The 15,776-nt window shown below is 60.9% G+C and carries 15 protein-coding genes; 8 read left to right on the top strand and 7 right to left on the bottom strand.

What is annotated here, in order from left to right; genetic code table 11:
* Positions 1 to 11: 11 nt before the first annotated feature.
* The 6 genes from I6L37_RS03290 to I6L37_RS03265 all read left to right on the top strand — a co-directional run bounded on the left by I6L37_RS03290 (position 12) and on the right by I6L37_RS03265 (position 6,538).
* Positions 12 to 1,343 (top strand): aspartate aminotransferase family protein, encoded by a 1,332-nt coding sequence (locus I6L37_RS03290; RefSeq protein ID WP_201981856.1) that lies wholly within the window; start codon positions 12 to 14, stop codon positions 1,341 to 1,343.
* Positions 1,344 to 1,419: 76 nt separating this feature from the next.
* Positions 1,420 to 2,916 carry a CoA-acylating methylmalonate-semialdehyde dehydrogenase gene (locus I6L37_RS03285; protein WP_042072561.1) on the top strand — a complete coding sequence of 499 codons (1,497 nt, stop codon included), beginning with the start codon at positions 1,420 to 1,422 and terminating at the stop codon, positions 2,914 to 2,916.
* Between the two features lie 82 nt (positions 2,917 to 2,998).
* On the top strand, positions 2,999 to 3,727 hold the full coding sequence (locus I6L37_RS03280) for a glutamine amidotransferase (RefSeq protein WP_042072560.1): 729 nt from the start codon (positions 2,999 to 3,001) through the stop codon (positions 3,725 to 3,727).
* A gap of 155 nt (positions 3,728 to 3,882) precedes the next feature.
* A complete protein-coding gene (locus I6L37_RS03275; protein ID WP_026456340.1) occupies positions 3,883 to 4,854 on the top strand; it encodes a LysR substrate-binding domain-containing protein in 972 nt (323 codons plus the stop codon).
* A 103-nt stretch (positions 4,855 to 4,957) separates the two neighbouring features.
* Positions 4,958 to 5,797, top strand: a complete 840-nt coding sequence (locus tag I6L37_RS03270; protein WP_042025299.1) for a PfkB family carbohydrate kinase — start codon at positions 4,958 to 4,960, stop codon at positions 5,795 to 5,797.
* A 288-nt stretch (positions 5,798 to 6,085) separates the two neighbouring features.
* Complete coding sequence (locus I6L37_RS03265; RefSeq protein WP_026456341.1) at positions 6,086 to 6,538, top strand: Rrf2 family transcriptional regulator; 453 nt, start codon at positions 6,086 to 6,088, stop codon at positions 6,536 to 6,538.
* A gap of 56 nt (positions 6,539 to 6,594) precedes the next feature.
* On the opposite strand, the gene I6L37_RS03260 is transcribed toward I6L37_RS03265, so the two are convergent.
* Positions 6,595 to 7,119 (bottom strand): ferredoxin-type protein NapF, encoded by a 525-nt coding sequence (locus I6L37_RS03260; protein WP_201981862.1) that lies wholly within the window; start codon positions 7,117 to 7,119, stop codon positions 6,595 to 6,597.
* Between the two features lie 140 nt (positions 7,120 to 7,259).
* On the opposite strand from I6L37_RS03260, the gene I6L37_RS03255 reads away from it, so the two are divergent.
* Positions 7,260 to 7,475 (top strand): hypothetical protein, encoded by a 216-nt coding sequence (locus tag I6L37_RS03255; protein WP_026456343.1) that lies wholly within the window; start codon positions 7,260 to 7,262, stop codon positions 7,473 to 7,475.
* Positions 7,472 to 8,812, top strand: a complete 1,341-nt coding sequence (gene rmuC, locus I6L37_RS03250; RefSeq protein ID WP_216993258.1) for a DNA recombination protein RmuC — start codon at positions 7,472 to 7,474, stop codon at positions 8,810 to 8,812. The genes I6L37_RS03255 and rmuC overlap by 4 nt, the downstream gene beginning before the upstream one ends.
* A 111-nt stretch (positions 8,813 to 8,923) precedes the next feature.
* Here the strand turns inward: rmuC and I6L37_RS03245 are convergent, their stop codons facing one another.
* From I6L37_RS03245 to glnA, 6 genes are all read right to left on the bottom strand, one after another.
* Positions 8,924 to 9,595: a bifunctional 2-polyprenyl-6-hydroxyphenol methylase/3-demethylubiquinol 3-O-methyltransferase UbiG gene (locus I6L37_RS03245; protein WP_216993257.1), complete on the bottom strand. Its 672-nt coding sequence runs from the start codon at positions 9,593 to 9,595 to the stop codon at positions 8,924 to 8,926.
* 158 nt (positions 9,596 to 9,753) lie between these two features.
* Positions 9,754 to 10,755: an adenosine deaminase gene (gene add, locus I6L37_RS03240; protein WP_216993256.1), complete on the bottom strand. Its 1,002-nt coding sequence runs from the start codon at positions 10,753 to 10,755 to the stop codon at positions 9,754 to 9,756.
* Between the two features lie 141 nt (positions 10,756 to 10,896).
* Positions 10,897 to 12,315, bottom strand: coding sequence for a nitrogen regulation protein NR(I) (gene glnG, locus I6L37_RS03235; protein ID WP_216993255.1), 1,419 nt, complete (start codon positions 12,313 to 12,315; stop codon positions 10,897 to 10,899).
* A gap of 9 nt (positions 12,316 to 12,324) precedes the next feature.
* On the bottom strand, positions 12,325 to 13,380 hold the full coding sequence (glnL, locus tag I6L37_RS03230; protein ID WP_216993254.1) for a nitrogen regulation protein NR(II): 1,056 nt from the start codon (positions 13,378 to 13,380) through the stop codon (positions 12,325 to 12,327).
* 80 nt (positions 13,381 to 13,460) lie between these two features.
* The gene (locus I6L37_RS03225; protein ID WP_042025292.1) at positions 13,461 to 14,039 is read right to left on the bottom strand and encodes a DUF4124 domain-containing protein; all 579 of its coding nucleotides are present in this window, start codon (positions 14,037 to 14,039) and stop codon (positions 13,461 to 13,463) included.
* A 115-nt stretch (positions 14,040 to 14,154) separates the two neighbouring features.
* Positions 14,155 to 15,564, bottom strand: a complete 1,410-nt coding sequence (gene glnA / locus I6L37_RS03220) for a glutamate--ammonia ligase (protein ID WP_026456606.1) — start codon at positions 15,562 to 15,564, stop codon at positions 14,155 to 14,157.
* Positions 15,565 to 15,776 lie beyond the last annotated feature (212 nt).

Below are 15,776 nucleotides of genomic sequence, written 5' to 3'. Positions count from 1 at the left end.
ATGAGGTGACCATGAAACCGATCAGCGACATCAATACCCCCTCCGACATGTCCGCCTTCTGGATGCCGTTCACCGCCAACCAGCAGTTCAAGGCGGCGCCGCGCATCCTGAAGTCGGCAGAGGGGATGTATTATCACTCAGAGGATGGCCGCAAGATACTGGATGGCACGGCCGGGCTCTGGTGTTGCAACGCGGGTCATGGTCGCCGCGAGATTGCCGAAGCGGTCTCCCAGCAGATTTCTCACCTCGATTTTGCTCCCACGTTCCAGATGGGCCACCCCCTGCCGTTCGAGCTGGCCAACCGGCTGGTGGAGATAGCCCCCAAGGGATTCGGCCACGTCTTCTATACCAATTCCGGGTCTGAATCCGTCGATACGGCGCTGAAAATCGCGCTGGCCTGGCAGCGGGCCCGGGGTCAGGGGACCCGTACCCGGCTCATCGGTCGCGAACGCGGCTACCATGGTGTCGGTTTTGGCGGCATCTCGGTGGGCGGCATTCCCGGCAATCGCAAATGGTTCGGCTCCCTGCTGACCGGGGTGGATCATCTGCCCCACACCCTCAACATCGCCAAAAACGCCTTCACCAAGGGACTGCCTGACGAGGATGTCACCTTGGCCGACGAGTTGGAGAAGATCGTCTTTTTGCATGACGCCAGCAATATAGCGGCGGTGATCGTCGAGCCCATCGCCGGCAGTACAGGGGTCATCATGCCGCCCAAGGGCTACCTCAAGCGGCTGCGGGAGATCTGCACCAAACACGGCATCCTGCTCATCTTCGACGAGGTGATCACCGGCTTCGGTCGCCTCGGCTCCCCGTTTGCCGCCCAGGAGTTCGATGTCATCCCCGACATGATCACCTGTGCCAAGGGGCTCACCAACGGCGCTATCCCCATGGGGGCCGTGCTGGTTCAGAACCATATCTATGACGACATGATGGCGGCGGGCAAGGGGGCCATCGAGCTGTTCCACGGCTATACCTATTCGGGTCATCCGGTGGCGGCGGCCGCGGGCCTGGCGACCCTCGAGATCTACCGCAACGAGAACCTGCTCAGCCGCGCCGCCGATCTGGCGGGCTATTGGGAGGAGGCGGCTCATTCGCTCAAGGGCTGCAAGCATGTGAAAGATGTGCGCAACTATGGTCTGGTGGCGGGTATCGAGCTCGAATCCATGCCCGATGCGCCGGGCAAGCGTGCCTACGAGGTGTTTGTGCGCTGCTTCGAGAAGGGGGCCCTGATCCGGGTCACCGGCGACATCATCGCCCTGTCGCCGCCCCTCATCATAGAGCGCAGCCAGATCGACGATCTCTTTACCCTGCTGCAGGATGCCCTGCAGGCCCAGCCCTGATCCCGCCAATGGCCCCGCTTCGGCGGGGCCTTGAGCAGGTCGGGCGTACTCAACCATTACCCATCACGGAGGATACATGACATACAGGGTCAGCAATTTTATCAACGGCGTACGTCAGGAGAGTCGCAGCGAACGCCAGGGGGCCATCTTCAATCCGGCCTGTGGCAAGCAGCAGGGAAGCGTGGGGCTGTCGAGCGCGGCGGAGTGCCAGGAGGCCATCGCTGTGGCCCAGCAGGCCTTTTCTGACTGGTCGCAGACCCCGCCGCTGGTGCGAGCGCGGGTGCTGTTTCGCTTCAAGGAGCTGATGGAGCAACACAGGGACGAGCTGGCGGAGCTCATCAGCCGCGAGCACGGCAAGGTCTTCTCCGACGCCCAGGGCGAGCTGACCCGCGGTCTGGAGGTAGTGGAGTTCGCCTGTGGCATTCCCCATCTGCTCAAGGGGGAGCACTCCCTCAACGTGGGGCGCGGGGTGGACAGCTACTCCATGATGCAACCGGTCGGGGTGTGCGCCGGCATCACGCCGTTCAACTTCCCGGCCATGGTGCCGCTGTGGATGTTCCCGGTGGCCATTGCCTGCGGCAATACCTTTATCCTCAAACCGTCCGAGAAGGATCCGTCCCTCTCCCTGCGCATGGCCGAGTTGCTCAAGGAGGCCGGCCTGCCGGACGGCGTGGTCAACGTGGTGAACGGCGACAAGGAGGTGGTGGACGTGCTGCTGACCGATCCGAGAGTCGGTGCCGTATCGTTTGTCGGCTCCACCCCCATCGCCGAGTACATCTACTCGACCGCTTCGGCCCACGGCAAGCGGGTGCAGGCGCTGGGCGGCGCCAAGAACCACATGGTGGTGATGCCGGATGCAGACCTCGAGCAGGCAGTTTCCGCCCTGATGGGGGCAGCCTACGGGGCGGCCGGGGAGCGCTGTATGGCCATCTCGGTAGCCGTGGTGGTAGGGGATGAAACCGCCGATGCGCTGGTGGCACGCCTCGCGCCGCTGGTGGAGAAACTGCGGGTCGGCCCGGGGCTGGGGCAGGCACAAGAGAACGAAATGGGCCCCCTCATCAGCCGCGAGCATTTGGCCAAGGTGCGCGGTTATGTGGATCAGGGGGTGGCCGAAGGGGCTCAACTGCGGGTCGATGGTCGTGGCTTGCAACATGAAGAGGGCTACTTCATCGGTGGCTGCCTGTTCGATCGGGTGAGCCCGGAGATGCGCATCTATCGGGAGGAGATTTTCGGCCCCGTGCTCTCCATCGTGCGGGTTCCCGATTACGAGACGGCGCTCAAGCTCATCAACGAGCACGAGTACGGCAATGGCACCGCCATCTTCACTTGTGACGGCGATACGGCGCGGGACTTCACGGCGCGGGTGCAGGTCGGTATGGTAGGGGTGAACGTTCCCATCCCCGTGCCCATGGCATTTCACAGCTTTGGCGGCTGGAAGCGGTCCATCTTCGGACCGCTCAACATGCACGGACCGGATGGGGTGCGCTTCTATACCCGGATGAAGACGGTGACGGCACGCTGGCCCCAGAGTCTGCGCAGCGGCGCCGAATTCTCCATGCCGACCATGAAGTGACGTTCTGCCCCACTGCCATGGACTAACTCTTTGCCCCCGCAGGTCATGGATCTGCGGGGGCAACTTTGTAAAGGAATAACAGATGCGATTGGGTATTCTTGATTGTGACCGGCTGGATCCCGATCTGGTGGATCGTTTTGGCCCCGTTTACTCCGAGATGTTTATCAAGGGATTCCAGCCGCTGGCGCCTGAACTGGAATTTCGGGTCTGGTCGGCCCTCGACGGCGAATTGCCGGAGGATCTGCGCGAGTGCGATGCCTGGCTCATCACGGGATCCCGCCACGATGCCTACAGCGATGTTCCCTGGATCCAGGCACTACGCGACTGGATCCGTCGTGCTCACGACGCCGACGTCAAATTGGCCGGCGTTTGTTTCGGCCATCAGGTGATCGCCCAGGCGTTGGGGGGGGAGGTGGTGAAGTCTACCAAGGGGTGGGGGCTGGGGGTCTCGGTCCATCCCATGCTGGCCGATGCGCCCTGGATGGCGCCGGCGCGGGAGCAGATCCGCATCCTGGCGAGTCACCAGGATCAGGTCGCGCTGCTGCCCCCCGGAGCCACCCGGCTGGCGGGCAACGACTTTTGTCCCAATTTCATGTTTTTGCAGGGTGATCATATCGTCGCCATCCAGGGGCATCCGGAATTTTCGGTGGAGTACAACCGGGCGCTGATCGAGCGCCGGCGCGGTTTGCTGCCCGATGAACGCTATCAACGCAGCCTCTCCTCGCTGGAGGGGGAAGTGGATTCCGCTACCATGATGCAGTGGTTGTTGCAGTTTCTGGGGATCTTGCCGGTGCAGCCTGGCGAAGCCTGAGGTCGGTTTGTCAGCCACCCCCTTGGAGTGCTAGATTTTGTAGCAAAATGAAGGATCAAGCGCTGCGATGTCGGCCATGAATGATACACTGGCCGCCCTTTGTGGCGGCCAGTTTGTCTGGCTTGAACGCCGCGCCAGCCTGAGAGGGTGAAGCCTTGAAACTACAGCAACTGAAGTACTTGATCGCGATCCGGGACCATAACCTCAATGTCTCGGTGGCGTCGGATGCGCTCTATACCAGCCAGCCCGGTGTCAGCAAGCAGATCGGCCTGCTGGAGAGCGAGCTGGGCGTGCGGATCTTCGAGCGCCGTGGCAAGCACCTGCACCGCATCACCCCGGTCGGGGAGGAGATCATCAAGTGTGCCGAGGCGATGCTCAACATAGAGAGCAAGATCAAGGCGATCTCCCGCGAGTATCTGGATCCGACCGTGGGCACCCTCAATATTCACACCACCCACACCATCGCCCGCTATCTGCTGCCAAAATCGGTCACCTATTTCACCAAGAAGTACCCCAAGATCTCGTTCCACCTCCATCCCGTGATGTCGGCCAGCAAGGAGCAGATCAGCAAGGGGTATTCGGATTTTTCCATCGTGGCTCACGAGATTGGCTTCGACAAGGAGCTCATCGCCCTGCCGGCCTACCTCTGGACCCTCTCTCTGGTGGTGCCGCAGGATCATCCGCTGGCCAGGGTGAAGAAGCCGACCTTGGAGCAGCTCTGCCAGTATCCCGTCCTCAGCTACGAGAGTGGCGCAACCGGTCGTCAGGTGCAGGACGACGCGTTTCAGGCCGCGGGCCTCTCGCCGAGCTACTACATGACGGTGATGGATGCGGGGGTGATCAAGCGCTACGTGGAGCTGGGCTTTGGCATCGGCATCATCTCGTCGCTGGTAGCCAACGATACCGACAGTCCCGGGCTGGTCTCCATCAATCTGGAGCACCTGTTCAAACCCTGCCCGGCGCAGATCTGCTTCAGCAAGAGCATCCTCTTGCAGAACTATATGTATGACTTCATCAGCTCCTTCTCGCCCCACCTCACCAAGGAGGTGATCCAGAATGTGATGCAGCAGCCGACCCAGGCGCGCATCGATGAGCTGATGGCCGGGGTGGAGCTCCCCATCTATTGATCCGGATCGGATCCTGCCCCTCTGCCGGTTGCACCTCTGGGCTGGCTGAGCTCTACTCTGGGCTCTGCCTGTGCCGTTTTCAGACTCGTCGTTAGAGGTCGCTATGTCCCGGATTCTGCTGCTTGCCAATCTCAACTGTGATCATGTGCTCTCTCTCTCCGAACCCCTGGTGGCCGGTGCCCGTCTGCAATATGTGGATCAGGGGCGCAGGCTGGGTGGTGGCGCCGCCAACACCGGCATCGGGCTGGTCTGGGCCGGTCATGAGGTGACTATCGCCTCTCGCATCGGGTTGGACGAGACGGGGGACTGGCTGCTGGAACAGGCGGCCGGTTACGGGCTGGATTGCAGCCACGTGGAGCGCTTCGGGGGTGAGACCGGTGAACTGCTGATCCTGGTGGATGCCACCGGCGAGCGCACCATCCTCAGGCGCCCCCGGCGCCCGGATCTGCCCGGCGACATGCCGCTGGAGGGAGTGGACTGCCTCTATGTGAACTATCCGGGCACCGCCATGGTGGGTTACATGCGTCAGATGCTCGGCAAGAGCTTCGTGGTAGCCCAGTACCCCAAGGGCGGGCAGGTGCGCCGCCCCTGCCACGTGCTGATCGCTTCCCGCTCCGATCTCGGGGAGGTGGGCGATCCTTGGCAACATGCCCGCCAGCTGGCCGGTGAGCAGCTGGAGTGGCTGGTACTGACGGAAGGCAAGGCCGGCGCCGTGGCCATTCATGACGAGGAGCAGATCCGGGTGGCGGCGCGGCCCGTCTCCGTGGTCGATACCACGGGGGCTGGAGATGCCTTCGCCGGCGGCCTGATCCACGGGTTGGCGCGGGGCATGGCAATCGAGGAGGCCCTGCAGTGCGCGGTGGATTGGGGCGCCTTTGCGGTCGCCTCCGAGAGCTCCATCCCTTCCCTTGCCCTCAAGAAATGGCTGAAACAGCCCCACTGAAGTTCCCCTGACAAGGGGCGAACGCGAGAGCTGGCAGTGTGCCAAGTTCTGGAAATTTCCCCGCCATAATGCCACCAAACGCCGGGATAACCCGGCAAGTTTGCGATCAATCAAAGAAAGTGTCGATTTATGTGCATCTTCATCGACACCCGGTTGTGCTGCTCTTAACCTGTCATTCCGCAACTCAGATTAAGAGACAGGCCCGCACAGGCGACGCGGTTGTCTCCTGCCTCTTAGCTCAATGTTGTCGTCCTGATTTCTGGCTTGTAGTAAGAGGCAAGTGCGACCATGCAACTGACACGATTTACCGACTATGCCCTGCGTACCCTGACCTTCCTGGCCGTCCAGCCGAGCGATCGCCTGTCGACCATCACCGAAGTGGCCGACACCTTCGGTATCTCCCGCAACCACGTGGTCAAGATAGTGCACCAGCTCGGGATCAAGGGATACATAGAGACGGTACGTGGCAAGCATGGCGGCATCCGCCTTGGCCGTGCAGCGGTATCCATCAATCTGCGGGACGTGGTGATGGACATGGAGCATGTGCTCTGTCCGGTCGACTGCAAGCGCGAGAACTGTCGCCTCTCCGGCGGCTGCCGCATTCAGGGGATCCTGCGTCGCGCCATGAACGCCTTCCTGGAAGTGCTGGGTGAGTACACCCTGGCCGATGCGGTACGCGATCCTACCCGTCTGTGCCACCTGCTGGGTATAGAACAGGAGTCCATCCTGGCGATGGCGTGATCCGAAACGGGAACGAACAAGACATAAGAGGGGCCCTTGCTGGCTCCTTTTTCGTATCAGCGGTTGCCCGGCTGGCGGATCAGGGTGATGGCACCGTGCAGGCAGGCCAGTCCGCAGGCGCCACAGCCGTCACACGCTTCCATATTGACGCTGACTCCATCGGCGGTGGCCTTGATCGCCTGCTGGGGGCAGGCATCTTCACACAGCAGGCAGTAGAAGCCCTGACGGGCCTGGCAGCTGGCCTCGTCGATCTGGACCCGGGTCTGCACCTGGCGTCCCAGCTGCAGGTCGAGGGCGCCGGTGGGGCAGGCTCTGGCGCAACTGCCACAGTAGCTGCACTGGCCGCATTCGAGATCCAGCACCGGGGTGCCGGCGATCGGGCTGCCTTGATATTTTTCCCGGGAGGCGGGTTTGAGCAGGCCGCGCGGGCATGCCTTGAAGCACTCACCGCAGCGGGTACAGAGGGAGAGATACTGGGATTCCTCGATGGCCCATGGCGGGCGTGCTTCCTGGCACACTACGGCGGGTGCGCGGGAAGCCTGCCAACCTTGTGTCAGCCAACGGAGGAAATAATGAGTCATGCCCACCCCTAATACCTATTAGGGGTTAATTTTATCGGAGTTTATGGACGCAAGCCAGAGAATCGCGGCAGTCAGGATCGCAAGGGCGGTTGCCCTTGTGTAAGCTAGGCGGGTCTTTTTGCGTGACTGAATGAAAACATATGTGGTTATTTCTCTGGCGTGCCTCCCTGCTGTATGTGTTTCCTCTGCTGATGTGGATCTACTGTCGCATCAAGGGTATCGAGTTTGTCGAGCTTGATACCGGCGTCAACATGCACAAGTGGGTGGTGCTGGCCGCCTATCTCCTCTATGTGGTGATCTGGTTGCTGGCTAACCGCTATCTTGAACTCTTTCTGCGTCAACGGAGTCGCAAATGATCGAGCCCGGGCTCTGGGAGATCCTGCTGCCTGCCGCCGTGCTGGCCCTGGGGATTGGCTGGCTGGCCGGACGCCGGGCCAGTGCCGCCCAGGCCAGGGCGCTGTTGCTGGCTCAGGAGCGTTATCAGGCGCTGCAGGATCGTTTCGACGAGCTGCAGGATGAGCGGATGCTGGGTCAGCAGAAGCTGGATCAGCAGCAGACCCTGCTGATCAAGCTCACCGCCCGTCTCAAGGATGCCGAGGCGACCCTGCGCAGCGAGCGGCTGGCCGCCGCCGAGAAGCTGCAGTTGCAGCAGGAAGCGGAGCAGCGCCTCAGCCAGCAGTTCGAAAATCTTGCCAACCGCATCTTCGAGCAAAACTCGGGCAACTTCCGCGAACTGAATCAGAACAGTCTCGATCTGCTGCTGACACCGCTGAAAGAGCAGCTCGAGGGTTTTCGTCGTCAGGTAGGGGAAACCCACGCCCAGGAAACGGCCCAGCGTCACAGCCTCAAGTTCGAGCTGGAGCGCCTTGCCGAGCTCAATGCCCGCATGACCGAAGAGGCGGCGGCCCTGACCCGTGCCCTCAAGGGGGACAGCAAGCAGCAGGGTAACTGGGGCGAGGTGGTGCTGGCCCGCATCCTGAGCGAATGCGGCCTGCGCGAAGGGCACGAGTACCACACCCAGGTCAATATCGAGGTGGACAAGGGCAAGCGCTATCAGCCTGACGTCATCGTCCACCTGCCGCAGGAAAAAGACATCATCATCGATGCCAAGGTGTCGCTGACCGCCTACGAGCGCTGGTACAACAGCGACGACGAGCTGGAGAAATCGGTCGCCCTCAAGGAGCACGTCGCCTCGGTGCGCAACCATATCCGCGAACTGGGCCGCAAGGATTATCAGCAGCTGCCCGGGGTGCGTACCCTCGACTATGTGCTGATGTTCGTCGCAGTGGAGCCCGCCTTTCTCACCGCCCTCGAAGCGGATCCCTCGCTGGTGCGCTACGGGCTCGACAACAACATACTGCTGGTGAGCCCCACCAACCTGATGGTGGCGCTGCGCACCATCGAAAATCTGTGGCGCTACGAACGGCAGAACCAGAATGCCCGTCATATCGCCGAGCGCGCGGGGCGCCTCTACGAGAAGTTGCGGTTGTTTGTCGAAGAGATGCAGCAGATGGGCGGTAGCCTGCACAAGGCGCAGGAGAGCTATGACAAAGCGATGGGGCGGCTGGTCAATGGCCGTGGCAACCTGATCGCCCAGGCCGAGCGTTTTCGCGAGCTGGGGGTGGAGGTAACCAAGACCCTGCCCGAGCCGCTGGTGGAGCGGGCGCTGGAGCGCGACCAGGCGCGGGATTAATCGCTCACTTTCTTCGGCGTCAGCCAAGGCCCAACCATGACCGCTATGCACTCCGGGGGAGGGGGATCATACGCGATGGCTTGCCAGCGTCTTCATTACCAGGGAAAATAGTCATGGCTGTTTTTTCAAAATAGCCAAGTAATTACCATCGTCCTCCTTATGAAGTATTTCAGTGGAGAAGCCATATATTTCACCCTGGTGGCGTAATGTCTCCTGATCGATATCCAGCCAGCTGACGGTTTCATCAGTTTCACCGTTATATGTAAAAGAGAGTTTGCGTATTGTCGTCAGGTTGGTTGTGCCGTTGGTGGAATTCAGAATGAGCCGGCCATTTGCCGACAAATATTGATGGGCAAGAGAAAGCAAGCAAGTGAGCATGGGAAGGCTCCCCACTGCGCCTATGCTACGGCCCAAGAGCAACCATGTATCGAATTCTGCATCGAAACGGGCGGAAAAGATGTCCGCGTTGATGACCCTGTTGACCCCTCTCCACCGCATCACTTCACAAGCCAATGGTGATATGTCCAACGCGGTCACATCACGGCGATGCTTTTGCAGGAATAGCGAGTGTTCACCTGCCCCCGCGCCTATATCTAAAATACGTCCGGAACACAGGGACAAGGCTAAACGATCAATGGCATAGTAATCTGCCGGTCGAAAAAATATCGATAATGGGAGACGGTATGATTCTTGTCCCTCAATATTAATTTGTAGCATCTCATTACCTTGATTCAGGTAGTGATCTCGTAGAGCCTTGCCGAATATATCCAGATTCTTTCCCATGGCTATGTCCTCCCTCATGCCAAACTCGGCCCAGATATCTCATGTTGTCGATATTGAATTTGTGGAGAGCACGATGTTTTTGAAACTATGAGTCGTCATAGCCAAATAAAAACGGCCCACTTCAGTGGGCCATTTTTTATTTGCAGTACCGATGTTAATCAGCGACTGGCGGCGCGGGCGCTCAGCGCGGCTTTTTCGGCATCGCTCAGGAAGGCCAGGGTCAGGCCATTTTGCTGGGCGGTGCGGATCTCGCTCGCCGTCATGCCGGCGGCCGGGGCGGCTACCTCGTATTCGTAGGGCAGATCGATGCCTTCCACCGCCGGATCGTCGGTGTTGAGGCAGGCCAGTACGCCGGCGGCCAGGAACTGGCGGATCGGGTGCTCGGCCAGGCTCGCCACCGTGGTGGTCTGCAGGTTGGAGGTGAGGCAGGACTCGATGCCGATGCGGTGCTCGGCCAGATAGGCCATCAGGGCCGGATCCTGAATTGCCTTGACGCCGTGGCCGATACGTTCGGCACCCAGCTCGCGAATGGCTTGCCACATGCTCTCGGGGCCGGCGGCCTCACCGGCGTGCACGGTAACGCGCATGCCGGCATCCCGCACCTGGCGGAAGTGATCGGTAAACAGCTCGCCCGGGAAACCCAGCTCGTCGCCGGCCAGATCGATGGCGACCAGCTGGTCGCGATGGGCCAGGCAGGCTTCCAGCTCGCTGCGGCACTGTTCGGTGCCGAAGGTGCGGCTCATGATGCCGATGAGGTTGGTCTTGATGCCGAAATCGCGGCTGCCGGCGGCCACGCCGTCGATGACGGCTTCCACCACTCCTTGCGGGTGCAGCTTGTGAGCCATCGCCATGTAGGCGGGGCTGAAGCGCAGCTCGGCATAGTCGATGCCGGCGCGCAGCAGATCTTCCACGTTCTCGTAGGCGACCCGGCGACAGGCGTCATAGTCGGCCAGCACGGCCACGCCCCAGTCCAGCTTCTTCAGGAAAGCGACCAGGCTTGGCTCGTTCTCGACGATCTGGACGTGGGGGCGCAGTGCCTCCAGCTCATCGGCAGGCAGCCGGATATTGTGATGACGTCCCAGCTCAAGGATGGTCTGCGGGCGGATGTTGCCGTCCAGATGGCGGTGCAGGTCGGTCAGGGGGAGAGATCTGTCAATCATGATATCGCCTTCTTCGAGTCGGGGTTGAAGCCTGCCATTCTAGGGGGGGCTTTCAAAAAAGATACCCCGTTTGAAATCAAACGGGGCTCTTGTTGCGCAATGATTTACCAAGGCGTGATGGGAATCGTTTTTCCTCTGGACTCAGGAGATGTCTAGCTCTTTCAGCTTGCGGGTCAGCGTGTTGCGACCCCAGCCGAGCAGGCGGGCGGCCTCCTGCTTGTGGCCGTGGGTATGTTCCAGCGCTGTCTCCAGCATGATCCGTTCGAACTGGGGCATGGCATCCGCCAGGATGTCGATTTCCCCCAGCGCCAGCTTGGCGGCCACCCACTCCTGCAACTGCTGTTGCCAGCCGCCGGACAGGGCTGGCTGGCCCGGCTCGGCGGTATTGGTGATGGGGGTGAGCAGCTCGGTGGGCAGGTCGCTTACCAGCACCTCCTGCCCTGAGGCCATCACGGTGAGCCAGCGGCAGACGTTTTCCAGCTGACGGACGTTACCCGGCCAGGGCAGGCGGCTGATGTAGGCCTGAGTATCCGGATGCAGACTCTTGGCTTCTACGTTCAGCTCCTTGGCAGCGCGCAGCAGGAAGTGGCGGGCCAGTTGGGGGATATCCTCGCGGCGCTCCTTGAGGGCCGGAATATGGATGCGAATGACGTTGAGGCGGTGGAACAGGTCTTCACGAAACTCGCCATCGGCGACCCGCTTCTCCAGGTTCTGGTGGGTGGCGGCGATGATCCGTACATCTACCTGCACCGGCTGATGGCCACCGACCCGGTAGAACTGGCCGTCGGCCAGTACCCGTAGCAGCCGGGTCTGCACGTCCAGCGGCATGTCGCCTATCTCGTCGAGAAACAGGGTGCCGCCGTCGGCCTGCTCGAAGCGGCCGTGACGGATGTTGTTGGCGCCGGTGAAGGCCCCCTTCTCGTGGCCGAACAGCTCTGATTCGATGAGATCTTTCGGGATGGCCGCCATGTTGAGGGCGATGAAATTCTTGTGGGCGCGCGGGCTGTGCTTGTGCAGGGCATGGGCGACCAGCTCCTTGCCAGTGCCGCTCTGGCCGTTGATCAGCACCGAGATGCTGGAGCGCGACAGCCGGCCGATGGCGCGGAACACTTCCTGCATTGCCGGCGCCTCGCCGATGATCTCCGGGGTGCTGCTGGCCTCCTGCTGGCGCGCCTTGCGCTTGGTGCGCTGCTCCTTGAGGTGATTCTCGGCGCGCCGAACCAGGGCCACGGCCTCGTCGATGTCAAACGGCTTGGGCAGGTATTCGAAGGCGCCGCGCTGGTAGGCGTTGACCGCGCTGTCGAGATCCGAGTGGGCGGTCATGATGATGATGGGCAGGTCGGCCTGACGGCGGTGGATCTGCTCCAACAGGCTCAGGCCGTCGATCCCGGGCATCCGGATATCGGAGAGGATAACGTCGGGGGAGCGAAGCTCCAGGGCATGGAGCAGGGCTTCGCCATCGGCGAAACTCTCGCAGGTGAAGCCTTCGCTGCCGAGGGTGCGCTCCAGCACCCAGCGGATAGAACTGTCGTCATCGACGATCCACACTTTGGCGGTCATGGTGGTCCCTTACTTGCGAAGCGGTAGAAAGATGGTGAATTCGGTATGGCCCGGCCAGCTGATGCAGTCGATGCGCCCCTTGTGCTGATCGATCAGGTTCTGGGCGATGGAGAGACCGAGCCCGGTGCCCCCCTCCTTGCCGGTGATCATGGGATAAAACAGGGTGTCGCGGATGGCATCGGGAATGCCGGGGCCGTTGTCGATGATCTTGATCTCCGCCGCCAGCCGGTAACGCTGGCCGTGGATGGTGATCTGGAAGGCGGTGCGGGTCTTGATGCGAATAAGGCCGGTCTGATCGCCGATGGCTTCGGCGGCGTTGCGCACTATGTTGAGAAACGCCTGCTGTAGTTGGTCCGGCTCCATCTCGAACTCGGGAATGCTGGGATCGTAATCTCGCTCGATGCGTACCGAGGGGGGCAACTCCAGCTCCACCAGACGGCGCACCTGCTCCAGCACCGAGTGGACATTGTGCATCTGGTGGCGACCGGGACGCTGGGGGCCGAGCAGGCGATCGACCAGTACCCGCAGCCGGTCGGCCTGCTCGATGATGATGCCGGTGTATTCGCGCAAGGAAGGATCTGGCAGTTCCTTTTGCAGTAATTGGGCTGCGCCGCGCAGACCGCCGAGGGGGTTCTTGATCTCGTGGGCCAGGCCACGTACCAGCTCCTTGGCCGCCTGCTGCTGGGCGTGTTGCTGCTGCTCTTGGCTGATCTTCTTCTGCTGATCGATCTTACGCAGCTCCACCACCAGGAGTCGCTGCTCGTGATCGGCCATGGGGGTGGCGCTGAGCTCCACCAGGCGGGGCTCCCCTTCCACTACCAGGGTGACTTCGCTATCGGTGAAGCCCTGCCCCGAGATGAGGCAATGCTTGAGCCGCTGTAGATCGAGGGAGATATGCTCCAGCAGGTGGGGCAGTTCGATGCCGATCAGTCGCCGTTCACTGAGGGAGAGCAGCTGTTCGGCCGCCGGGTTGACGAATTGAATGCAGAGCCGCTCATCCATGAGGATCACGGCGGTCAGCAGATTATCCAAGAGTGTCTTGGCACTATCCGAGCGGGTTGGCACAGGTTTCTCCCTAAAACGGTGCTTTGCACCTGTAATGCACCGATATGGTGCATTGAGTTTACCCGCATCGGTGCGCTATATCACCCCTGATTGGCCTTCGGGGTGGGTTTGGGAGCCGCAGCCACACTCGCTCTATGCAGGTAAAAGGTGACTGGAGTGGATTTAGCAAGGATCGTACCGTCTTTGGCGAGCAGCTCTAGTTGTGCCTCGTGGGCGCCGCGATCGAGGTTTTCAACCCGGATCGCCAGGCTGTTGCTGACGATGGGAGCGGCCTTGCCATCAAGTTTCAGGCGTACGTCATATTGCGTCGGCGGCTGGGGGGTGATCTGTCCCTGAAATACTATGTTGCCGGTGTTGTCGCGCAAGGTGCTGCCTTGTTCGGGGGAGAGCAGCTCAATGACCAGCTTGGCGGCCTCCTGTTCTTTCTTGGCATCGGCGCCGGTCAGGGCGTTGAAGTTCTCCACCTGCACCGAGCGGGGTGAGCTGCCGATGAGGGGGGCCGTGCGCAGATCGACCTCCTGGGCCTTCTTGCCGGGGGGCGGGGCATCCGTGTAGTGGGTCACGCCATTGCCATCAACCCAGGAATAAACCTTGGCGGCCTCGGCACCGGCAGTGATCAGCAACAGGGTGAGCGTCCATGCGATGTAGCTTCTGTTCATCCATCTCTCCTTGACGGTATTTTGCTTAATCCTATCAGAGAAAAAACCCGCCAGATGGCGGGTTTTGTCACGATTAGGCAAGCTGGCCGGATTTAAACGGGCAGGCTGTCCGGGTTTAGACGGAGTAGTACAGCTCGAACTCCAGCGGGTGCGGGGTCATGCGTACGCGGTCAACGTCCTGCTGCTTCAGCTCCAGGTAGGAGTCGATGAAGTCGTCGCTGAACACGCCACCACGGGTCAGGAACTCGCGATCGCTGTTCAGGGCTGCCAGGGCTTCGTCCAGAGAACCGGCTACGGTCGGCACTTCTGCGGCTTCTTCCGGCGGCAGGTCGTACAGGTTCTTGTCCATGGCATCGCCCGGATGGATCTTGTTGATGATACCGTCCAGACCGGCCATCAGCTGGGCAGCAAAGGCCAGGTACGGGTTGGCAGCCGGATCCGGGAAGCGCACTTCGATACGACGGGCTTTCGGGCTCGGTACCACCGGGATACGGATAGACGCTGAGCGGTTACGGGCGGAGTAGGCCAGCATGACCGGGGCTTCATAGCCCGGCACCAGACGCTTGTAGGAGTTGGTGGTCGGGTTGGCGAAGGCGTTGATGGCCTTGGCGTGCTTGATGATGCCGCCGATGTAGTGCAGCGCCATCTCGGACAGACCGCCGTACAGGTCGCCGGCGAACAGGTTGACGCCATTCTTGGCCAGGGACTGGTGGCAGTGCATGCCGGAGCCGTTGTCACCGAACATGGGTTTCGGCATGAAGGTGACGGTCTTGTTGTAGGCGTGGGCCACGTTGTGGATCACGTACTTCAGTACCTGTACTTCGTCAGCCTTCAGGGTAAGGGTGTTGAAGCGGGTCGCGATCTCGTTCTGACCGGCAGTGGCCACTTCGTGGTGGTGAGCTTCAACAACCTGGCCCATCTCTTCCAACACCAGACACATGGCGGCACGGATGTCCTGGGAGGAGTCAACCGGGGCAACCGGGAAATAGCCACCCTTGACGAAGGGACGGTGACCCTTGTTGCCGTGCTCGTAGTTGGTACCGGAGTTCCAGGCAGCTTCTTCGGATTCGATCTTCACGAAGCTGTGACCCATGGTGTTGGAGAAGGTGATGTTGTCGAACATGAAGAATTCCGGCTCCGGCCCGAACAGCACGGTGTCAGCGATGCCGCTGGACTTCAGGAAATCTTCTGCACGCTTGGCGATGGAGCGCGGATCGCGGTCATAGCCTTGCATGGTAGCAGGTTCCAGCACGTCACAGACGATGTTCAGAGTGGTCTCTTCGGTGAAGGGATCCAGTTTGGCGGAGGCCGGGTCCGGCATCAGTACCATGTCGGACTCGTTGATGCCCTTCCAGCCGCCGATGGAAGAACCATCGAACATCTTGCCGTCTTCGAAGAAATCTTCATCAACCTGATGAGCAGGGATGGATACGTGCTGCTCTTTACCCTTGGTGTCGGTAAAGCGCAGATCAACAAACTTGACTTCGTGTTCCTGGATCAGGGCCAAAACGTTCTGGGCTGACATGCTAAGTAACCTCCGGTGTTAAAACTCTTTTGGGTGAATGCGTCGTCGTATTCACATAAGCCAGTATCGTGCCAAGTTTGTGACAGCTTGATTTCAGGGCAGTCCCGGCAGGATGGCTCCCCAAAAGTAGGCGCTTTCGCGTCGGAATGCATCAAATTAGTGCGTCACTGGATCGTTTTGGTGCACTGAAATGGTGCGCAATAACGGAGTCA

It is taken from the genome of Aeromonas sp. FDAARGOS 1407 (assembly GCF_019048725.1).
Classification (GTDB): Bacteria; Pseudomonadota; Gammaproteobacteria; order Enterobacterales; family Aeromonadaceae; genus Aeromonas; species Aeromonas enteropelogenes.
Note: the sequence above shows the minus strand (reverse complement) of the source record. Positions and strands in the feature narration are given on the sequence as shown.

Excerpts from the sequence above, each read along its gene's own strand:
- I6L37_RS03290 (WP_201981856.1), top strand. The coding sequence starts at position 12 with ATGAAACCGATCAGCGACATCAATACCCCCTCCGACATGTCCGCCTTC.
- I6L37_RS03285 (WP_042072561.1), top strand. The coding sequence starts at position 1,420 with ATGACATACAGGGTCAGCAATTTTATCAACGGCGTACGTCAGGAGAGT.
- I6L37_RS03280 (WP_042072560.1), top strand. The coding sequence starts at position 2,999 with ATGCGATTGGGTATTCTTGATTGTGACCGGCTGGATCCCGATCTGGTG.
- I6L37_RS03270 (WP_042025299.1), top strand. The coding sequence starts at position 4,958 with ATGTCCCGGATTCTGCTGCTTGCCAATCTCAACTGTGATCATGTGCTC.
- I6L37_RS03265 (WP_026456341.1), top strand. The coding sequence starts at position 6,086 with ATGCAACTGACACGATTTACCGACTATGCCCTGCGTACCCTGACCTTC.
- I6L37_RS03260 (WP_201981862.1), bottom strand. The coding sequence starts at position 7,119 with ATGACTCATTATTTCCTCCGTTGGCTGACACAAGGTTGGCAGGCTTCC.
- I6L37_RS03255 (WP_026456343.1), top strand. The coding sequence starts at position 7,260 with ATGTGGTTATTTCTCTGGCGTGCCTCCCTGCTGTATGTGTTTCCTCTG.
- rmuC (WP_216993258.1), top strand. The coding sequence starts at position 7,472 with ATGATCGAGCCCGGGCTCTGGGAGATCCTGCTGCCTGCCGCCGTGCTG.
- I6L37_RS03245 (WP_216993257.1), bottom strand. The coding sequence starts at position 9,595 with ATGGGAAAGAATCTGGATATATTCGGCAAGGCTCTACGAGATCACTAC.
- add (WP_216993256.1), bottom strand. The coding sequence starts at position 10,755 with ATGATTGACAGATCTCTCCCCCTGACCGACCTGCACCGCCATCTGGAC.
- glnG (WP_216993255.1), bottom strand. The coding sequence starts at position 12,315 with ATGACCGCCAAAGTGTGGATCGTCGATGACGACAGTTCTATCCGCTGG.
- I6L37_RS03225 (WP_042025292.1), bottom strand. The coding sequence starts at position 14,039 with ATGAACAGAAGCTACATCGCATGGACGCTCACCCTGTTGCTGATCACT.
- glnA (WP_026456606.1), bottom strand. The coding sequence starts at position 15,564 with ATGTCAGCCCAGAACGTTTTGGCCCTGATCCAGGAACACGAAGTCAAG.